This is a genomic window from Chthonomonas sp., assembly GCF_035294505.1.
Taxonomy (GTDB): domain Bacteria; phylum Armatimonadota; class Chthonomonadetes; order Chthonomonadales; family Chthonomonadaceae; genus Chthonomonas.
Window position 1 is genome coordinate 1 of the sequence record NZ_DATGKU010000012.1, and the last position, 19,154, is coordinate 19,154.

The 19,154-nt window shown below is 55.2% G+C and carries 13 protein-coding genes; 12 read left to right on the forward strand and 1 reads right to left on the reverse strand.

Going from position 1 to position 19,154, the window contains the following annotated elements; translation table 11 throughout:
- The first annotated feature begins 9 nt into the window (after positions 1-9).
- From rny to VKV18_RS00390, 10 genes are all read left to right on the forward strand, one after another.
- Positions 10-1,593 carry a ribonuclease Y gene (gene rny / locus VKV18_RS00345; RefSeq protein ID WP_345786386.1) on the forward strand — a complete coding sequence of 528 codons (1,584 nt, stop codon included), beginning with the start codon at positions 10-12 and terminating at the stop codon, positions 1,591-1,593.
- A gap of 15 nt (positions 1,594-1,608) precedes the next feature.
- Positions 1,609-2,418 (forward strand): TIGR00282 family metallophosphoesterase, encoded by an 810-nt coding sequence (locus VKV18_RS00350; RefSeq protein ID WP_324202240.1) that lies wholly within the window; start codon positions 1,609-1,611, stop codon positions 2,416-2,418.
- Positions 2,419-2,420: 2 nt separating this feature from the next.
- Positions 2,421-3,437: a PKD domain-containing protein gene (locus VKV18_RS00355; protein WP_324202241.1), complete on the forward strand. Its 1,017-nt coding sequence runs from the start codon at positions 2,421-2,423 to the stop codon at positions 3,435-3,437.
- A 114-nt stretch (positions 3,438-3,551) separates the two neighbouring features.
- Positions 3,552-4,601, forward strand: a complete 1,050-nt coding sequence (cax, locus tag VKV18_RS00360; protein WP_324202242.1) for a calcium/proton exchanger — start codon at positions 3,552-3,554, stop codon at positions 4,599-4,601.
- Positions 4,602-4,706: 105 nt separating this feature from the next.
- Positions 4,707-6,638: a phospholipase C gene (locus tag VKV18_RS00365; protein ID WP_324202243.1), complete on the forward strand. Its 1,932-nt coding sequence runs from the start codon at positions 4,707-4,709 to the stop codon at positions 6,636-6,638.
- 506 nt (positions 6,639-7,144) lie between these two features.
- Entirely contained in the window at positions 7,145-7,768 is a 624-nt protein-coding gene (locus VKV18_RS00370; protein WP_324202244.1) for a PilZ domain-containing protein, read from the forward strand.
- Between the two features lie 49 nt (positions 7,769-7,817).
- Positions 7,818-8,201 (forward strand): PilZ domain-containing protein, encoded by a 384-nt coding sequence (locus VKV18_RS00375; protein WP_324202245.1) that lies wholly within the window; start codon positions 7,818-7,820, stop codon positions 8,199-8,201.
- Between the two features lie 152 nt (positions 8,202-8,353).
- The gene (locus VKV18_RS00380) at positions 8,354-10,144 is read left to right on the forward strand and encodes a bifunctional diguanylate cyclase/phosphohydrolase (RefSeq protein ID WP_324202246.1); all 1,791 of its coding nucleotides are present in this window, start codon (positions 8,354-8,356) and stop codon (positions 10,142-10,144) included.
- An 88-nt stretch (positions 10,145-10,232) separates the two neighbouring features.
- Positions 10,233-11,651 (forward strand): Gfo/Idh/MocA family oxidoreductase, encoded by a 1,419-nt coding sequence (locus VKV18_RS00385; RefSeq protein WP_324202247.1) that lies wholly within the window; start codon positions 10,233-10,235, stop codon positions 11,649-11,651.
- Positions 11,652-12,045: 394 nt separating this feature from the next.
- On the forward strand, positions 12,046-13,305 hold the full coding sequence (locus tag VKV18_RS00390; RefSeq protein WP_324202248.1) for an anion transporter: 1,260 nt from the start codon (positions 12,046-12,048) through the stop codon (positions 13,303-13,305).
- On the opposite strand, the gene VKV18_RS00395 is transcribed toward VKV18_RS00390, so the two are convergent.
- On the reverse strand, positions 13,273-16,581 hold the full coding sequence (locus VKV18_RS00395) for a S41 family peptidase (RefSeq protein ID WP_324202249.1): 3,309 nt from the start codon (positions 16,579-16,581) through the stop codon (positions 13,273-13,275). The two genes, VKV18_RS00390 and VKV18_RS00395, sit on opposite strands and share 33 nt — an antisense overlap.
- A 185-nt stretch (positions 16,582-16,766) precedes the next feature.
- Here VKV18_RS00395 and VKV18_RS00400 point away from each other — a divergent pair, with 185 nt between their 5' ends.
- On the forward strand, positions 16,767-17,843 hold the full coding sequence (locus VKV18_RS00400) for a kinase (RefSeq protein WP_324202250.1): 1,077 nt from the start codon (positions 16,767-16,769) through the stop codon (positions 17,841-17,843).
- A gap of 489 nt (positions 17,844-18,332) precedes the next feature.
- Positions 18,333-19,154 (forward strand): hypothetical protein (locus tag VKV18_RS00405; RefSeq protein WP_324202251.1); only part of this gene is annotated, 822 nt, incomplete at its 3' end.

Consider the following 19,154-nt stretch of genomic DNA (forward strand, 5'->3'; position numbering starts at 1 on the left):
GTAGAAGAGTTGCCACACGTCGGAGTATCGGTTTTACTGATAGCGGTTGTTCTGGGAGCGCTCTGTGGAGCCTTCCTTGGATATTTCTTAGAACACTTCTTCATTGGTCGTCGCTTAATAGAGGAGCGTGCTCAGCTACAAACACTGCTCCAAACACAGTCCGAAGAGGCCCAGCGCCTAAGAGAGCAGGCGTTAAGAGAGGCGGAGGAGACGCGCCGAAGAGCGCTTCTCGACGCCCGCGAGGAGTCGCTTCGGCTGCGAGCTGAGATTGAAAACGAAAACCGGGAGAAGCGAGCCGAACTTCAGAGGCTGGAGCGGAGACTAGCGCAACGCGAAGAGAGTCTCGATCGTCGTGCGGAAAGTATAGACGCGCAAGCCCGATCGCTCGAACAGCGTGAGGAGGCCTTAGCGGTCGCGCAGAGGGAGGTGGAAACCCTGCGCCAGCAACAGGTTATGGAACTCGAGCGGCTCTCTGGGCTTACACGGGAGGAAGCACGGACGACATTTTTGCACCTCGTAGAGGAAGAGTGTCGCCACGAGGCCGCTCGACGTATTCGCGAGATCGAGGAGGAAGCGCGCAAAGAGGGCCTACAACGCGCAAGGCAGGTCTTGGTAGACGCCATTCAACGTTGTGCGGTGGAGCAGACATCGGAAACCACCGTTTCCGTTGTGCCCCTCCCCAACGATGAAATGAAAGGGCGTATCATCGGAAGGGAAGGCCGAAACATTCGTGCCTTCGAGACCCTGACCGGTGTAGACCTTATTATTGACGATACGCCGGAGGCCGTGGTGCTCTCCTGCTTCGATCCGGTTCGCCGTGAGATCGCCCGCATCGCCCTCACGAACCTGATCATTGATGGGCGCATCCACCCAGGCCGCATCGAGGAGATCGTCCATCGCGCCGAACAGGAGGTAGAAGAACGCATTCGTGAAGCGGGTGAGCGTGCCATCCTTGAAACGGGAATTACCGGCCTACCTGCCGAGATAGTGCGTCTGCTAGGCAAGCTGAAATACCGAAACTCTTACGGACAAAACGTGTTGAGCCACTCTATCGAGGTTTCTCACCTCTGCGGTCTTTTGGCTGCCGAAGTGGGAGCTGATATCCAGGTAGCTAAACGCGCCGGCTTGCTGCACGATATAGGAAAAGCGGTAGACTTTGAAATGGAGGGTCCACATGCCCTCATATCCGGGGAAATCCTTCGGCGCTATCACGAGTCGGAAGCGGTGGCCCATGCCGCCGAAGCGCACCATCACGACGTCGAGCCGGTTTCTATAGAGGCACATCTGGTGATCTGCGCCGACCAGATATCTGCCTCCCGTCCCGGAGCGCGACGGGAGGCTTTGGAAACCTACGTGCGTCGCGTGAAAGCGCTAGAGGAGATAGGAGATAGCTTTGAAGGAGTGGAAAAAACGTTTGCCGTGCAAGCTGGGCGCGAAATACGGGTGATCGTGAAGCCGGAGAAAGTGGACGATCTGGCCGCTATGCAGCTCGCACGCGAAATGGCTCGTCGCATCGAAGAGCAGGTGGAGTATCCGGGCCAGATCAAAATAACCGTCATCCGCGAATCGCGTGCGGTAGATTACGCACGCTAAAGGAGAAGGGAGGACATGCCTTACCTCCGCCTGCTTATGATAGGCGATGTGGTGGGACGGCCGGGGCGTGAGCTTCTGCTGCATCTGCTGAAGCCCCTCCGCGAAGAGTTTCAAGCGGATTTCGTGGTGGTAAATGCCGAGAACGCAGCTGGCGGCATCGGCATTACCCCAGCGCTCGCTACGGAGATGTTGGAGGCCGGAGTTGATGTACTCACCTTAGGCAACCACGCATGGGGTAAACGCGATATCTACCCGATGCTCGATGCCGAAACACGCCTCCTGCGTCCGGCCAACTACCCACCCCTCGCGCCCGGACGGGGATGGGGCGTCTACCCTACAAAGAAAGTGCCCGTCGGCATTCTCGTCCTTCAAGGACGTACCTTTATGGAACCGGTGGACGATCCGTTTCGCACGGCGGATAATCTACTAACCTTACTCCGTTCACAAACGTCTATAATTTTAGTGGACTTCCATGCGGAGGCCACATCCGAAAAACAGGCGTTAGGATGGTATTTGGATGGCAAAGTCGGCGCAGTTATCGGCACCCACACGCATGTCCAAACGGCTGATGAACGCATCCTGCCCAAAGGCAGTGCCTACCTCACCGATGTGGGCATGACCGGACCTATCGACTCGATTATCGGAATGGACTGCAATGTGGTGCTCGAACGCTTTCGCACGCTGCTGCCTGTACGCATGGAGGTGGCCGAAGGGCCTGCACAACTTTCCGGAGTTCTCGTCGAGCTAGATACAGAAACCGGCAGGGCACACCGTATTCATCGTATACAAAGACCAGAATATATCCATCAAAGAGGAGACTCTTAAGCATGAAGAGTTCTATCGTCGCTCTCAAAGGCCATGGCACGCTCTCTATTGTGGCAGGCCTATGCGCTATGGCACTGCTTACCGCAGCCGCCCCGAGTCGTGCCCAAAGCGGCCTCGATATCTATAACGGGGTCATGAGTGCAAGCACCTACACGCTTTTGCCCATCGGCAGCGGCAGCATCAAGCCAGATACTAATCTCGCCTACTCCGGCACAACCTCTTTCAGTATCGCCACGCAAGGCTACTATCAAGGAGGCGGCCTCGCTCTAAAAACCCCTGTGAGCCTCGCGCCCTACCTTTCTAACCCCGATGCCTATCTCACCTTCGCCGTCTACCTATCCAATAACCAGAACAACGGTGTGCCAGGCTATAATGGCCGATTTCCCGGCTACCCCGGCTACGGCGGGCCGATGGGCTATCCAGGAGTTCCGCCTACCGGCCCCACTGGGTTCCCCGGTTTTCCTGGCTACCCGGGCTATCCGGGCGCTCGCGGAGGGTTCAACACCGGCACCCAAAAAGCGGTGCTGCAGAACTTTCGGGTAGAGCTGGTTACCACCACCGGTAAAAAAACGGAGGCCCTGTTGCCGCTATCCTATGCCTCTCAAAACAATAACTGGTACATGCTCAGCATCCCCGTGAGCGCGCTGCCCGGCCTCAGTGCGGACGATGCCCAGATCGCCCAAATCCGCCTTTTCGGTGACGCACCCGCTAATTTCAATGTGGGGCGTATCGCCGTCGTTATCGATCAATCGCCCGTCAGCGGGCTGAGCCTGCCGGAGCAACTTGTGGGCGTTGGCCAAATGGTCACCTACTCCGTCTATCCCACTGCCGGCATTCGCCCCCTCAAGATTTGGTGGGACTGGGATGCCTCCGATGGTATTCAGTTGGAATCGGAAGGGCGTGCCGTGCGCCATGCCTACTATGTGCAAGGCGATTACACCGCAACCGTCATGGCGATGGACCCCTACACCGGTCGCATTTTGGCCAAAAGCACCTTCCGTGTGCATGTGCATCAATAGTTAGCCTTTCAGAGCGACGTAGAGTCACCGTGATGCTTGGCAGAGCGAGGGCCTTGCCTTTTTGTAGCCCTCGTCTCTGCTTTTTTGAAACCAGTTGATGAGAAAGGTTTAACCATGTACCGGCTGCTCGTCTTCGTGCCGGTTAGCTTTGTGCTGTACCTTCTGCACGTTCCACCCCTGTGGGTTTTTCTGACCTCTGGGCTGGCCCTCATACCCTTGGCCGGGCTTTTGGGAGAGGCCACCGAGTCGCTCGCGGCATCGCGCGGGCCTCTCATCGGCGGTCTACTCAATGCAACTTTCGGCAACGCCACCGAGATCGTGATCACCCTGGTGGCCATTCAACACAACGAACTGACCGTGGTGCGGGCTTCGCTCATCGGCTCGATCATCGGCAACGTGTTGCTTGTGCTCGGATTTTCGGCGCTTTTAGGCGGCTTCCGACAAAATATTCTCACCTTCAGTTCCGAGGTGGCTCAGGCCCATATCACCTCTATGAGCCTGGCCGTCATCGCCTTTCTCACTCCCGCCCTATTGGTACAGAGTGCCCACTTGCCCGAAAAAAATCTGCGGGCGGCAGCGCTTATGCCGCTGAGCCTATGGGTATCTGGGGTGCTGCTGCTGCTTTACGGGGCAGGGTTATTCTTCTCCCTGCGCACCCACCGCCATCTTTTTCCAACAGGTGAGACCGAGGAGAAACCTAAATGGTCCCTCACAAAGGCCAGCCTCATTCTGTTTGCCAGCACCGTGGTCGTCGCTATGGAGAGTGAACTGCTCATTGGGTTGCTGGAACCGGCCCTCCACATTCTCCATTTCAACCGCCTCTTTGCCGGTCTCATTCTGCTGCCCATTCTAGGCAATGCGGCGGAACATAGCACAGCCGTTACCATGGCGCTGCGCAACCGAATGGATGTTAGCCTGGACATCGTCGCTTCATCCTCCATTCAGATCGCCATGTTTGTGACTCCTGTAGCCGTTTTTTCCAGCCTTATTTGGAATCATCCACTCACCATTCTTTTCACCGCTTCCGAACTCGTCGCCCTCACCATGGCCATCCTCATCGCCATTCGCATCGTGAGCGATGGCCAAACCCACTGGCTTGAGGGAGCGCAACTTCTCGGCGTCTATGCCATCTTGGCCATCACCTTCTACTTCATTGGTGGGTAGAGAAAAGGGCCTGTTTCCTGCCTCTCCGCAGACAGCGGCACTTCAAGCGCTTCCTCAACAAAACTCTTAATATTTTCTTAAAGAATAGCGGGATACAATAGCCTTATGAAACCCTTTTCCCGTCTGCTCATAGCCCTTTTGGCCTGCGGAGCCTTTAACGCTTCTTTCCGCCCGGCTCTCTCACAGACTATCGCCGATCCAACCATCGCCCGCTATCGGGTACCAAAACACGAGGAGCCTAAGCTGTCGCCCCAACAAATATGTGCACTTGCACACCAACGCATCAAGTACGTTTTTATTCTCTATCAAGAGAATCGCTCCTTCGATTCGTACTTCGGCACCTTCCCCGGAGCCGAAGGCCTCTTTTCTCATCCGCCTAAACAGACGCCGGGTTTTTATCAGCCTATCGAAAACACAGATGGCTCCTTCACAATGGTGCATCCGTTCCGTATCGGGCCACAACAATATGCCGCCGATCTCGGCAGCGTAGGGCATTCCCACCCTGTTACCCTCCAAAAAATGCACATCGTCAGCAGGCACCCTCTCATGGATCGCTTTGCCCTTACCGAAGAGAAACGCCACACCAAAGGCAAACTGCCCTCCCTTGCCGCCAAACAGTACGCCGAACTTGAAATGGCCTATGTGGATGGGGATACGATCCCGTTCTTGTGGCGCTATGCGAATCGGTTTGTGCTCTGTGACCACATCTTTGAGGAGATGGCTGCCGACTCTACCCCTGGTAACCTCTGCATCATCGGCGCCCAAAGCGGCATCACGCAATGGCTTCTGCACCCTCACGAGGCTTTTAAAGGAGACGGAGGCCGCGGCCCGGGACTACCGGTTGTTAACGACTCGAACCCGTTTTGGGGCTCACCGCTAGATAAAACTCGTACAGGCCGCATGCCCTTTAACCCCAAAGATACGAAAGAGGATTCCGCTCATCCCGAACGCATTCAGTACAACCTTACCTATGCCACGCTTATGCTGACTCTGGGTGGAAAGTCCCTGCCACACCAAATTACCGCAGATCGCGACCCCAAAAACGACCTACGCGATGTGCGCCAAGATATTACCGCCATCGCTAGCCACAACACACCTGCCATCCCTTGGGAGTGGTATGAGGAAGGCTTTGGCACCACAGGCGACCATGATGAGGTGGATGCCGATGGTCTACACATCTCTTATGTCACCCATCATAACGGGCCGCAGTACTTCGGCTACATCAGCAATAACCCAACGCTGGCGGCACACCTGCACGACCTGAAGGCGTTTTTTACAGACCTTCGTTTCCATCGCTTGCCGCCATCCGGTGGCGTTATCTATGTTAAAGGGGGAAAACGAAACATCATGGGCCTGCAGCCGGCCGATCCGCAACTGAGAGGCACCGGGCGCTTCCTCGGAGACGATGACCACCCCGGCGATTCCGACTCGCAGATCAGCGAGGCCTTTGTCGCCGAATGTATTAATCAGATCGCAAAAAGTCCTTACTGGGCGCACTGCGCTATCATCATCACCTGGGATGACAGCGAAGGCGACTACGACCACGTGCCGCCTCCGCTGCGTGCCATAGGGCCGGACGGACATTGGCTCTCAGACGGGCCGCGTGTGCCCTTGCTTTTCCTGTCTCCCTATGCACGCACGCACTATATCGCGCATGCATCGGGCGATACGGCCAGCGTCGTGAAGTTTATAGATAGCGTGTTTGGCTTGGTGCCTTTAGCCGACCTACCTGCGGAAGCCTATGCCCGTCGTCTTGGGGTTCAGCGGTATCATCAAACCAATCTCGGCCCATTCGACGACAAAACTCCTCAAATCACCGATCTCCTCTGCTGCTTAGACCCGGCGCGCTTGGCTGGCCGCGCGGCACCGCTGCCACCAAGCTATGCGCTTATCCCCGAAAATCTCATTCGCCACTTGCCTCAACAGACCGGCATCGGCTGGCGATGGGCAGGCGTCGAGCCGGTAGATATACAACGCCATATCCCTAACACTATCCCCGCCGATTTCAACCCTCGGCCTGAAACCAAAAACAACTAAGACCCAACGTCTACAGAACCCGGGTACCTCAAAGCCCTCTATTCCCTTATCAGAGAGGAGACCAATCCGCTTCCTCGCGGTTTCCTCTGGCAACCAAACACCGTAGCCCCATGGCTCCATGTAGAACAAAGTAGACGCCTCAACAGCCGGTGATACGTTCTTAACCGTCTCTTCCCCTGGCCGCTGCATCGCCGTATGCCAGCACCCCCCGAATTCGGTGGAAGCGACGAGATAGGGGCGAGCAAAGTCGCCTCTCTTTGCAAACGGCATCTGGAGCCGTGAAAATCGGCAGTCTCTACCTACAGTCAGGTGCGGCCTCAGCAAACGGCGGCACTCAAAGAGCAGAGCAGGAGGATAGGCAACCAGGCCCCGCTGCCTATTAACTTGCCCCGTGTAAGGCCGAATCTCTCTCTGCTTCCGGCACAAACTCACCGATAATGGATATGAGATGTCTCCACATCGCAAGCACGTCCTTTATTCGGCGGTCTCCCTAAGGAGATAGTTCTATGTTCGACACTGGTGATCTTATCGAGATAAGCTTATTCCATACGTCCCGGCCTCTGCTCGCCACCATTCAGCAGGCCAACAACAAGCTGCTCGTCATCGCTTTAGACCATCCTACTGAGACCGATCTTCTTCGAGAGGGCACACGGCTCTGTCTTCGTTATGCTACCGAAGAAGGTCTCTATGTGATGGAGACAACCGTCTTAAAATGCCGCGATCACCTTTTTGTCGTGCCAAAAGAACGGCTAGGGTTCCAACAAAGACGTCGTTCGGAACGCCTTGCCTGCAATTTTTTGGGTTGCTATCAGCCCAACACCTCACTGGAAGAGATGCAGAAGGCTGGCCCAGAGGCAGGCGAACTCACCCATGTTCTAGACATCTCCCAAGGTGGCTGCCTCATAAGAACCAAGCAGATTCTTCTCGCCGGCACGTTGGTCGGCCTTTGCATCGAGCTGAACGACGGCGAGCCACTCTTCGCAGAGGCCTCTGTGGTTCGCTGTACCTTAGCCAAAGATAAGGATTCCAAAAAAGGCAGCTATGCGGTCGGACTGAAATTTACGAGAATGTTGCGGATACACCAGCTGCGCCTGCTGCGTCTCCTACATGACCTTGCCGAGGCTGCTTAACGCCAAAAATTTACATACGAAGTAGAGGGTCTCTATGGAACTAAAGATCATGGAAAAATCTCAATATGCATCGGTTCGCTTTGTTGAACGGCGGGCCAGCGCACGACTCAAACTTACCTTCCCGATAGAGATTGCCCTCGGCGAAACGGAAGACTGGCTCGTGAGTACAGGCGTTGAAATTGGGGCCGGAGGATTGCGTATATTACATTCCGTGGAAATAGCCCCCACCACCTCTCTAAAGCTGCGCTTCACCCTGCCCACGTCTGCCGGCGATACCTCCTTCCAATTTCGCGCGACCGTCCTCCGCTGTCAGCTGCTCATCACCCCCACAAATACGCTGTTTGAGATCGCGGCCAAGTTCGATATCTCCTCCATTGAGGAGGCTTTGCGCCTAGAACAAGCTCTTATGTGCCACCTAACCTCTGCGCGATAAGCACCGTGCATACAAACTCAACTCTCCAATTAAAAGCGAATTCTATTTTATTGTGTTATAATATTTTCGGTAATTTTTACAGTAACCTCTTCCGTTCGTGGCTCCGAAAATAGAATCGAAGTCCCGTTAATCTACATGTTAGGAGAAAGCCCTTGCCGGTTATTTTGATGACGCCTGAAAGCTCCTTCACGATGATCGCTCTGTTGAGCGGCGGGCTTGCTTGGTGCCTTGCCGCACGTCGCACTTCGAGACGTCAGCAGCGTTATTGGGAAACGCAGCTCAAGATGGAGCAGACGCGCGGGCAGCAACTCTGTCTCTCCACCATCGAGGCGCTTACAAGTGCCATAGACGCACGCGACCCCTACAACATTGGGCATGTAGAGTGTGTGAAACAGTGTGCCCTTGCCATCGCGCGCGCCCTCTCGCTTTCGGAAGAGGAAATGGCAGCTCTGCAAGCAGCGGCCATGCTGCACAACATCGGCCGGCTGGGCGTTCCTGACCATATTTTTCTGAAAGCCGACACCCTTACACCGGAAGAACAGGAGAAGTTGCGCACTCACCCCGTCTTAGGCGCGCGCATCCTCGCATCCATTCCCTTCCCTTGGCCGGTGGTGCCGCTTGTACGCCATCATGCGGAGCATTGGGATGGAAGTGGCTATCCCGATGGCCTGAAAGGCGAGGAGATACCGGTGGGCGCGCGTATTTTGGCGGTGGCCAACACCTACAGTGCGTTGCTGCATCCGCGTCCCTTCCGCCAACCGCTCTCTCCTAAAGAGGCCATTGCCGAGATCGAAGCGCGTGCCGGCACCCAGTTCGACCCGGCGGTGGTGGCCGCCTTTCGTACATTAGCAGTGCAGAAAAGCCTTGAGGCCATACCGGCCGATGCCTTCACCTTCCAACCAAGCAAGGATGCACAGGCCGTCCTCCACGACATCGCAGCAGCTCAAAGAGAGACGCTGGCCCTCTACACCATCACGCGTGCTCTTTCAGAAACGCTGCACCTCGAAGCCATGGCCGATGTGCTTCTCCATCACATTCAAGCGCTTATCGGCTGCGACGCCTGCGCCCTCTTCTTGCCGGAAGAGGGTGGCGAGTACCTTCATGCACATGCCGCCGTAGGGCTAAATGCGCGCCACCTTTTAGGCAGCGTTGCCCGTGTCGGCACCTACCTCACCGGACGTGCCTTCTTCCGTGCCGAGGCCATCTGCGCCTCCTTCCTCCCAGAAGACCTGATTCTTCGAGACGTAAGCGACCCCTGGGTACCTTTCCGTTCTACCCTTATTGTGCCGCTTGTCTCTGGCGGGCAATCGTTAGGCACCATTAACCTCTACAGCGAACTGCCCGACGCTTTCAACTCGGAAACATTGCGCATTATGCGGCTTGTAGCCACCCAAGCAAGCCACGCGTTGGAACGCGCGCAACAGTTCTCCGAAATCCAAGAATCGGCCTATACCGACGCCCTCACCGGTCTCCGCAATGCGCGCTATCTGCGTGAATATTTGGAGCGGGAGATAAACCGAGCCAATCGTGAAAACGGCTCCCTAGCCGTGCTGAACATAGATGTAGACCATTTTAAGCCCATCAACGATCTCTACGGCCACGCCACCGGCGATCAAACGTTGAAAGATTTAGCCGACATCTTCCGCAACCACGTGCGCAACTACGATCTTGCGGCACGTTATGCGGGCGATGAGTTTGTGGTGGTGCTTGCTCGGGCCGATCGGGTCGCCGCCGAGGTCGTTGCGACGAAGCTGCGGCGTGCTGTGGAGCGTTATGTGAGGCAAATCCAACAGCACGACCCCGATTTTCCTCCCCTGGGCATTAGCATCGGCGTCGCCCTCTATCCAGAGGATGCTATGGATATTCAAGGGCTGCTTTGCCGCTCCGACGCTGCCATGTACGCCGATAAGCGTGCACGACGCTCCTCGCACGAGGCCGCCTGATACGCTTCGGCAGGAAATCCTCCCTTAAAGAAGAAAAAGACTCCTACCGGTTCCACCGGCAGGAGTTTTTACTAAAGGAGGATGACACATGTATACCCTCTTCAATCGCTATCAGGAGACACGGCGAAAGTTTCTTACCCGCGCCCTCGCAGCCATTGCAGCGGCAGGCCTGCCCACATGGTACGAAAAAGAGGCTATAGCCTCAGAGCGTGCGCTCGACGCCGAACGTCCTCGTCGCCTTGGGCCAAACGACACCATTCAGTTTGGCCTCATTGGGTGTGGAGGCAAAAAGGGAGGCTTTCGTCAAGGGCTTAACGATGCCCATGCCGCTGCCAGCAAGGCCGGCTGTAAAGTGGTCGCCGTCTGCGATGTAGATCGCACCCACTGCGCCGACGCGGCCAATGAGTTCGGCCCCGGCACAAAACAGTATCATGACTTCCGTGACCTTCTGGCCGATAAGACGATTGACGCCGTGATCATCGGCACACCCGACCATTGGCATGTCCAGATCGCGATAGCGGCTCTGCGGGCAGGTAAGGATGTCTACTGTGAAAAACCCCTTACTCTTACCATCGATGAGGGCAAAAAGCTGGTGCGGGTAGCTCAAGAAACCGGCCGCGTGTTTCAAGTAGGAAGCCAGCAACGCTCTGATCCTCGTTTTCGCCTTGCCTGTGAGATCGCACGAAACGGGTTGATCGGCAAGATCAAAACGGTCACAGCCCATCTGCCCACCGGGCCTACCGGTGGCCCCTTCCAGCCACAACCGGTGCCCGACGATCTCGATTTCGATTTCTGGCTTGGCCCAGCCCCCTCCGACCCCACTATTCTACGGGGCGATGTGCCCGACGACATCATCTTCAACTTCTGGCGCAGCCCCGTCGCTCAATCGGACCTACTGCCCGACTATTTTCCCGAGCGGGTTTACGGGAACTTCCGCTGGTGGCTAGACTACTCCGGTGGCATGATGACCGACTGGGGCGCCCATCACAACGACATCGCCCAATGGGGGCTTGGCACCGACCATACCGGCCCCATCAAGGTACAAGGGTTTGGACGCGGCCCCACCATCGGAGTGAACTGCTACAATACCTTCCCCGAGTTCGACATCTACTCTACCTATGCCGATGGCACTGTTCTCCACACCACGAACCAGGGCGAAAATGGGGTGACCTTTGAGGGGGAAAATGGCACCGTGTTTGTATCCCGCAGTCGCATTGAGGCTAGCGACCCCAAACTGCTCACCACTCCCTTGCCACCCAACGCCATAAGGCTCTATGTCTCTAACGACCATATGCAGAACTTCGTAGACTGCATTCGGACTCGCAAAGAGACCATCTGTCCGGCGAGTGTGGGGCATCGTTCAGCTACCATCTGCCATCTCGGCAACATCTCTCTGCGTCTAGGCGGCAAAATCCTTTACTGGGACCCCGAGCGCGAGACCTTCCACAACGACCCCGTGGCAGAGGCAATGCTGAGCCGGCCAAGGCGGAAGCCCTGGTTGCTGTAGTACAGAGGGGAAACAAAAGAACAGTTCTCACAGGATGGAGGGCACCTAGCGGTGAGCGTCCTAGTGGACGGCACCTTTTCCCTCAGTTTCGCGTACAGGGGTAGGCCTTGTGCCTACCCCTACCCCCTCAAAGCAGGTATTGGAGTCCTCAGAAAATCTTGCGATTTTCTGGGGCAGGGCGCCCTCTCCCTTAAGTCATAGCTCGTTGAAGTGGGAATCAGACCTGTCCCATTTGGATATGGTTTGAACAGCGGTACGGCGCCAACAGCGCTGTACCGCTTAGGTTCCTCCTAGGCCTCTCTAACCTTCCGATAGCTTTATCGGGAGGTTTTTTTGGTTTTTAGGGTAAAATCGGCGCAACGATCTAAACTTTCAATCTCTCGAAAGCGGTTTTATGACAGATAGAGGCCTCCTTGCAGTCGCCATTTTCTCTTTGGTCTACCTCATTATCCTTGCCGGAGAGAACTCTCCACGAAAACTTGATCGCCCTGCCGCCAGCCTCGTGGGCGCCGTTTTGATGATTGTGGCCGGCGTTCTAACACGCCGCGAGGCAGCCCAGGCTATTGACCTGGCCACCCTAGCCCTCTTACTCGGGATGATGATCGTTATCCACTACGCCATCATCTCCGGCCTGCTCGATATGCTGGCAAGAACGCTGGTGCATCGAAGCCGCACACCAGGCCAGCTCCTCTGGGTCGTCTGTGGTACCTCAGGTCTGCTCTCCGCGCTCTTCGTCAACGATACCATCTGTTTGTTGATGACCCCGCTGATTCTCAGTGTAGCCCGCAGGGCTAAACTACCCGCCGAGCCGTACCTATTGGCGTTGGCCACTAGCAGCAATGTAGGCTCGGTGATGACCCTTACAGGCAACCCACAAGATATTCTCATCGGCCAATCCTCTCACTGGAGCTGGGGCGGATATGCTGCGAGGATGGTGCCCATCGGACTTATTTGCCTCTTTCTCAACGGGGCGATCGTGCGCTGGCTCTACGCCAAACAGCTTGTTGGGCTTCAGATGCCTACAGAGAACACTCCGCCGGAACGAGAGGGACGGCTTGATCGCAAATTGGCCATAAAAACAGGTGGGGTGCTTTCAGGCCTACTCATCGCCTTCTTAGCAGGTGCCCCCATGGACTTGGCCGCCCTCTGCGCCGCAGTGGCGTTGCTGATTTGGGCTAACCGCCCGACCGAAGAGACGTTTGCAAGGGTGGACTGGGCGCTGCTGCTGTTCTTTGCCGGCCTTTTTGTGGTGGTAGATGGGGTTAACCGAGCGGAAGGACCGGTTTTTGCCCGATTGGCTCCCCTCCTTTTCCACAACGCCGGCAGCTTGGCTCAGCTAAGCCTTTTCTCGTTGGCCTCTGTTGTGGGTAGTAACCTGTTCAGCAATGTGCCTTTCGTGATGTTAGCGCGGGGGTGGGTGGCCACCCATACCCAAGCTTCCTTACTGTGGCTTGTGCTGGCTGCATCGAGCACTTTTGCCGGCAACCTCACGCTGCTGGGAAGCGTGGCCAACCTTATCGTGGCTCAAGGGGCGAAGGAGGAATGCCCACTAGGCTTCTGGCCTTTTTTGAAAGTGGGCATTCCTTCCACCCTTGTCACCACCTTCGCGGCAACCCTTATGCTATGGGTTTATCGGCAGCTTGGACTGGTTTGAGGGCTTGTAGGTGCCGTGAATGCCGTGAAAGTCGGCAGCCGACCCGCCATTGGGGTTGTCGTTAGCGCTGCGCAGCACTACAGGCGGGTTCCCCTCTGAGTTGCTTACCGGTGGCAGCTCCCGCAGAAGCGTTTGTACGGCCACAATCAGTTGGTTATCCTTATGCTCAGCGATGTCGTTTGGCGTGTTAACCACGATGATGTCGGGTTTAACTCCCAGGTTTTCAAGGTTTTGACCTGACAGGGTGTAGTAGCCCCAGGAGGGCAAGCGAAAATGCGTTCCATCCACAAGGGTGCCCTCATAGGTGCCGATAACGTAGCCCGGTGTGGGCACGCCTACCACGAGGCCTCTTTTAAGCGCCTCAAAACTAGCGGCAAATATCTCCGCATCGCTGTAGGAGTTTTGGTCTATCAAAAGCACAATCGGTTTGGTAAAAGCCCGAAGCGGCTGCGTTTCCAATAGGCCATCACGGGGTTTGGTATAGGCATAGACCTTCTGATCAAGCGCACGCAACACTTCATTATGGGTATTTCCCCCTCCGTTCCGGCGTACATCGAGAATAAGCCCCTCTTTTCGCATGGCGATGCTATAGAGGTCACGTTCAAAGCTACGAAGCGAGCTTTGATCCATTGCGCGGATATGGATATAGGCCAAACGCCCACCCGAAAGCTTATCCACCAGCTCACGGTTCTGCTTTACCCAGTTTTTGTATTCCAAATCCGCCCATTGACCTAATGTTATGGGCTTGATCTCCACGGTGCGCGCTCCCTGCTCGGTAGGCTTTGTGTTAACGAGCAGCTTAACGGTTTTCCCGGCCTTGTCTTGCAGTGTCTGATAGTAGTACTCGTTCATCGCAACCGGTTTGCCGTCCACTTGCAGAATATAGTCGCCGGGATTGATTCGAGATTGAGGCTGATCGCCGGGGCCATCGGGCATCACACTCACCACTTTTAGGCCTGGGCCAGGATAGTTGTAATCGTATTTCAAACCCAGTGTGGCCGTTTGAGGGCCGCTAGGCGTGATGGCCGGAGAGATTTCGGAATGAGAGGAGTTCACCTCACCCACCATCTCCGACAACAGGTTCGCAAACTCCCACGGCGTGCCTACACCATCGAGTTGAGGTTTGTACTTCTCCCGCAAGGCAGCCCAGTTCACACCGTTCATACTCGGATCATAGAAAGCCGTTCCGAACCGACGATAGAACTCGTTGAAAGCCTGTAGATAGAGCAGCTCCCGATTAAACGTATAGTTCGCATTAAAGTTAACGACTTCAGGTGTCCCTGCAGGGCCCGGTGGAGCACCTAACGAGCGAGGTGTCCCGTTAGCGCCAAGATAAAAGAAACGCTTGCCATCCGGTGTGAACTCAATGCCGCCGCCCGGCTCTCCCTGGCTGGTCAATTGCGTTACCGAGCCTCCCTGCACAGGCACAGCCCAGAAGTTATTGTTAGCATGAAAAACGATGTACTTGCTGTCGGGAGTAATGGCGTAGTCATCCACCGGAGCAGGGGTCTGAATCAGCTCTGCCCGGTCGGTAATGCCGTCGAAGTCAATCTTCACCTGAACGGGTGCGTTCGGCGGCTGCTTCGGCTCCAACCCCGGCTTGAGAAGGGGTAAACGGAACAACTGCGGAGTGCCGTTTCTATCGGAGATGAAAATAAGGTATTTTCCATCTTTTGTAAACTGCGGATCGGCATTGTTGTTCGGATAGGCAGTGATGTTAACCGGGGTGCCACCTACGGTAGGTACCACCCAAATATCGCGTGTGCCATAGCGATCCATGCGCGAAAAGGCCAGCCATTTGCTATCCGGCGACCACGCGAAGGAGTTAATGCCTGTGCCGTAGAGGTTATCTCCGTTGCCGGCGGCCACCATCCGTTCCGGCTCTCCGCCGGCAGCCCGCACCACGTAGAGCCCGGGTTTGGGGCCTGCTTTCGCATAAGCGATATAGACCCCATCTGGCGACCAGTTGGTGTTGCTCTCTTGTGCCATATCGTTAGTAAGTCGCGTGATCTGTTTGGTCTTCACATCAATGGTGTACAGATCGGGCTGATTCCCCACATCCGAAATAAAACCGATGCGCGTGCCGTCGGGCGACCAGGTGAGATCGTTGTTGTTCGCGATGTTGTTGGTGAGACGCTCTGCATCTCCGCCCGTCGTGGGCACCAGCCAGATATTCCCTTTGAGAACCAGGGCCAGCGTTTTGCCATCGGGGGAAAGATGGCTTTCGTCGGCGCCATCATGAAGCACCATCTGTTCGGTGTTTTGAACAGGACTATCCGAAGGCGCGTAGATGGTGAGGGGATGTGCATCGGAGCCATCTGGTTTCACCGTGTAGATGTCGCCTTTGTAAAGATAGCAGATCAGCGATCCGTTGCGTGCAATGCTAGGCCATCGCACGGCATCGGTGGTGTAGTGAGTCACCGCTTGTGGTGGCCCCCCATCTAGCGGCACCCGCCAAATGTTGGGTGTATTGCTATGCCCATAGATGGTGGTGATGAAAAGCGACTTTCCGTCTGGGGCATACAGCGGCCAAAACTGTTGAGCCGGGGTAGAGAGCACCTGGCGAACTTTGCCGGTCGCCAAATCCTCCACCATCGTTTGGGCAGCAACACTGCCCCGATACCATCCTCGCCACCAGGGCTGGCCGCTGCGCGTATAGGCGATCTGCTTGCCATCCGGCGAGCTAACGGCAAACCGTAGAGGTTCGGTATCGTGGGTCAACTGCTTTAGAGATCGGTCACGCAGGTCTATGGAAAAGATGGCAAAAGTATGGGTATCGCGCCCGGCCGAGTAAAACAGCAGATGATAACCATCCGGCATCCAATCGGTAACCCAGTTGCTGCCGCTAAAGTAGGTAACCTGTCGTGGTTCCCCTCCACGAGCCGGAATAATATAGATGCCGAAGTTCCCTCGGCGCAGACTGGAGAAGGCGATAAACTGCCCGTCAGGCGACCAGTGGGGGTCGAAATCGGTGGTATTACGAATGGTCAACCGGGTTGCTTTCCCCCCCTTTGAAGAGACCAGCCAAAGGCTACCGCGGTACACAAAGCATATCTCTTTTCCATCCGGTGAGAGCGCAGGGGTGCTCATACCAAGAATGGGTTTTTCTGGAGGGAGGGCGAGAAGGTTCGTCTCGTCTTGAGAACCTAGTTCCTGCTGATGTTTAGCAAGGGGAGAAGCCACACTCTGTAGAGCTAGTGTAAAAAAGATGCTGAAGCTGATAGCGCCAAAGAGCGCAGGCCTTTTGAGCGCGCTCCGCTTGGCCATAGCGTTCATGAAACCGACCTCCTGTATGTTTTTGACGGTAACAGAATTTCACTTTTCTGCACCTTTTTCCTGCCTGCCTATCGCCCCTGTGAGATTACAACGTAGAACCTTAGCGCGCTGACTTACTGGTATAATTTAGAGGCAACAACGTGCGCTGAACTCTTTCTGCATCAGGCCTGCGAGGATTTAGCCAAATGATCATTAGTAGAACTCCTTTTCGTATCTCCTTCTTTGGAGGTGGTACCGACTATCCTTCCTGGTTTCGCACCCACGGCGGCGCCGTGCTTGCCGCCACCATTGACAAATACTGCTATCTCTGCTGTCGTTATCTGCCCCCTTTCTTCGACTTTCGCTACCGCATTGTCTACTCACGCAGCGAAAACACCACCACCGTGGATGCCATCGAACATCCGGCAGTGCGAGAAGTCCTACGGTTTTTGCAGATAGAACGAGGCCTGTCCATTCATCATGACGCCGATCTGCCGGCACGCAGCGGCATGGGCTCCAGTTCCGCCTTCACCGTGGGATTGCTGAACGCCCTTCATGCCCTCATGGGACAGATCGCTTCGCAACAGCAGCTAGCCCAAGAGGCCATCGAAATTGAGCAGGAGCGCCTGAAAGAGACGGTCGGCTGCCAAGACCAGATTATGGCCGCCTACGGAGGCATTAATCACATTACATTTTCTCCAAATGGCCAGTTTTCCCTACAGCCTATGACGCTGTCGCAACAGCGCATCAACGAGCTGAATGCACACCTCATGCTTTTCTACACAGGAGTACGGCGCACAGCTGCTCAGGTTGCCGAAACTTATGTCCAGCGCATCGAGACCAAAAAGCAGCAGTTGAGCATCATGAAAGCTCTCGTCGAGGAGGGCCTTTCTATATTAACCGGCCAGCGCGAACTTAAAGAGTTCGGCGAGTTGCTGCACGAGGGGTGGGAGCTAAAGCGCTCCCTCAGCAACGCGGTGAGTAACCCGCGCATTGACGCCATCTATGAGACCGCACGCAAGGCAGGGGCTCTCGGTGGAAAAATCACCGGGGCCGGAGGAGGAGGTTTTCTCCTGCTCTTCGTGCCTCCAGAACAGCAAGCCGCCGTGAAAGAGGCACTCGCCAACCTCATCCACGTGCCTTTCCACTTCGACTTCTCCGGCAGCCGCATCATTTACTTCGACCCAGAAACCGATTACGCCATCGTGGAACAAGACCGCCTTCGCCAAAAGATCGATTCCTTTGAAGAGTTAACTATCACCGGCTCCTTACAGAAAGACTAAACGGTCGAACACACCGGCTTTCAGCGCCGGTGACACTAGTATAACTAGCCCTCCCTGTTAAGGAGTTTTGCGATCATGTAAGATGGACTATTGCATTGCAGACGAGGATAAACCTGTCTTTACACCCCAGCCTGTGTAATCTCCATAGAGTTTTCTATTAGTGAATTGAGAAGCAATAGATAGTATCATAACTATTAGCGGGATGGCGGCAGCTGTAAACGCACAGTATCAGGCCTATTTACCCTTATACCAACAGGGAGCACCGTGGCCAGATACCTAGCCGAATCCACTTGGTGGCGCTTTACCACCTCCTCAAAATCTGTTGCCTCCGGCTCTTAATGATAATCAATGCCTGCTTTTCGCTTGTGTTTGGGAGGACTATTATGCTATCCTCCATGGCGTATATATAGGTAATTCAAATACATCTGCAACATATGGTATCTCATACACTAGTAAGTTCTCCGTTACCAATTAATTAAGGAGAAAGCCATGAAACGTTATCTTTATCCTGCTATAACTACCTTAGGCCTCTTTGCGTGGAGTAGCCTTGCCTCGGCAACCGCTTTCGGACAAACAACCTCCCCACAGCCTCTTAACTTGTTGCCCAAACCATCCGCTGCCGACATCGGCAAGACCCTCCTCTTCACCCGCTACGACATGAAACCGGAGAAGGCCATAGCAGAAAGTGACCAACTGCTTAATCGTCTTGGCCTAGCTCATGAACGACAGCCTTCTCGGGTGAGGGTAACTTACAGTACCAACCAAGAAAGGGTAGTAGAGGTCGAATGGCCTGCTAAGCTACCGGGGGAGGCAGACCCTCGATATGTCGCAGATTTCGATAGCCTACATGGGCTGTTGGTTCATTTTATGAACTATGCTGCTTTTTATCATCAAGTGAAAGGCTATGGGGATAACCGGCGAGATAGGATAGAGACGGATAGACAGGCGCGTTGGTTATTACTGCAGTACGCGCGCTGTTTAGAGCCAAGCCTCCCAAAGAATGCGGACGTAGTCCTACTATGGATGCATCCACCGAGAAGCGGGATGAGTAAAGATGCTATAGAAGGCAGTGTGGGTTTGCCCTTCCCGGGCGGATATGCGTTTGGAACAACCGACATAGCCCGAACCTATGGCATACCCTTGATAGAGATGACGTTATCACGTCATACAGGAGCCTTAGTAGAGGCGTCTGTAGGTTATCCCCCCGCACCAGGAAGCCTGCGTATAGACCCTCCAGTTGTCCATATTACCAAAGACCAGGCGGCTAAAAGCGCTCTAGAAGCCCTTAAACAGGCCATTACACAAGGTCAT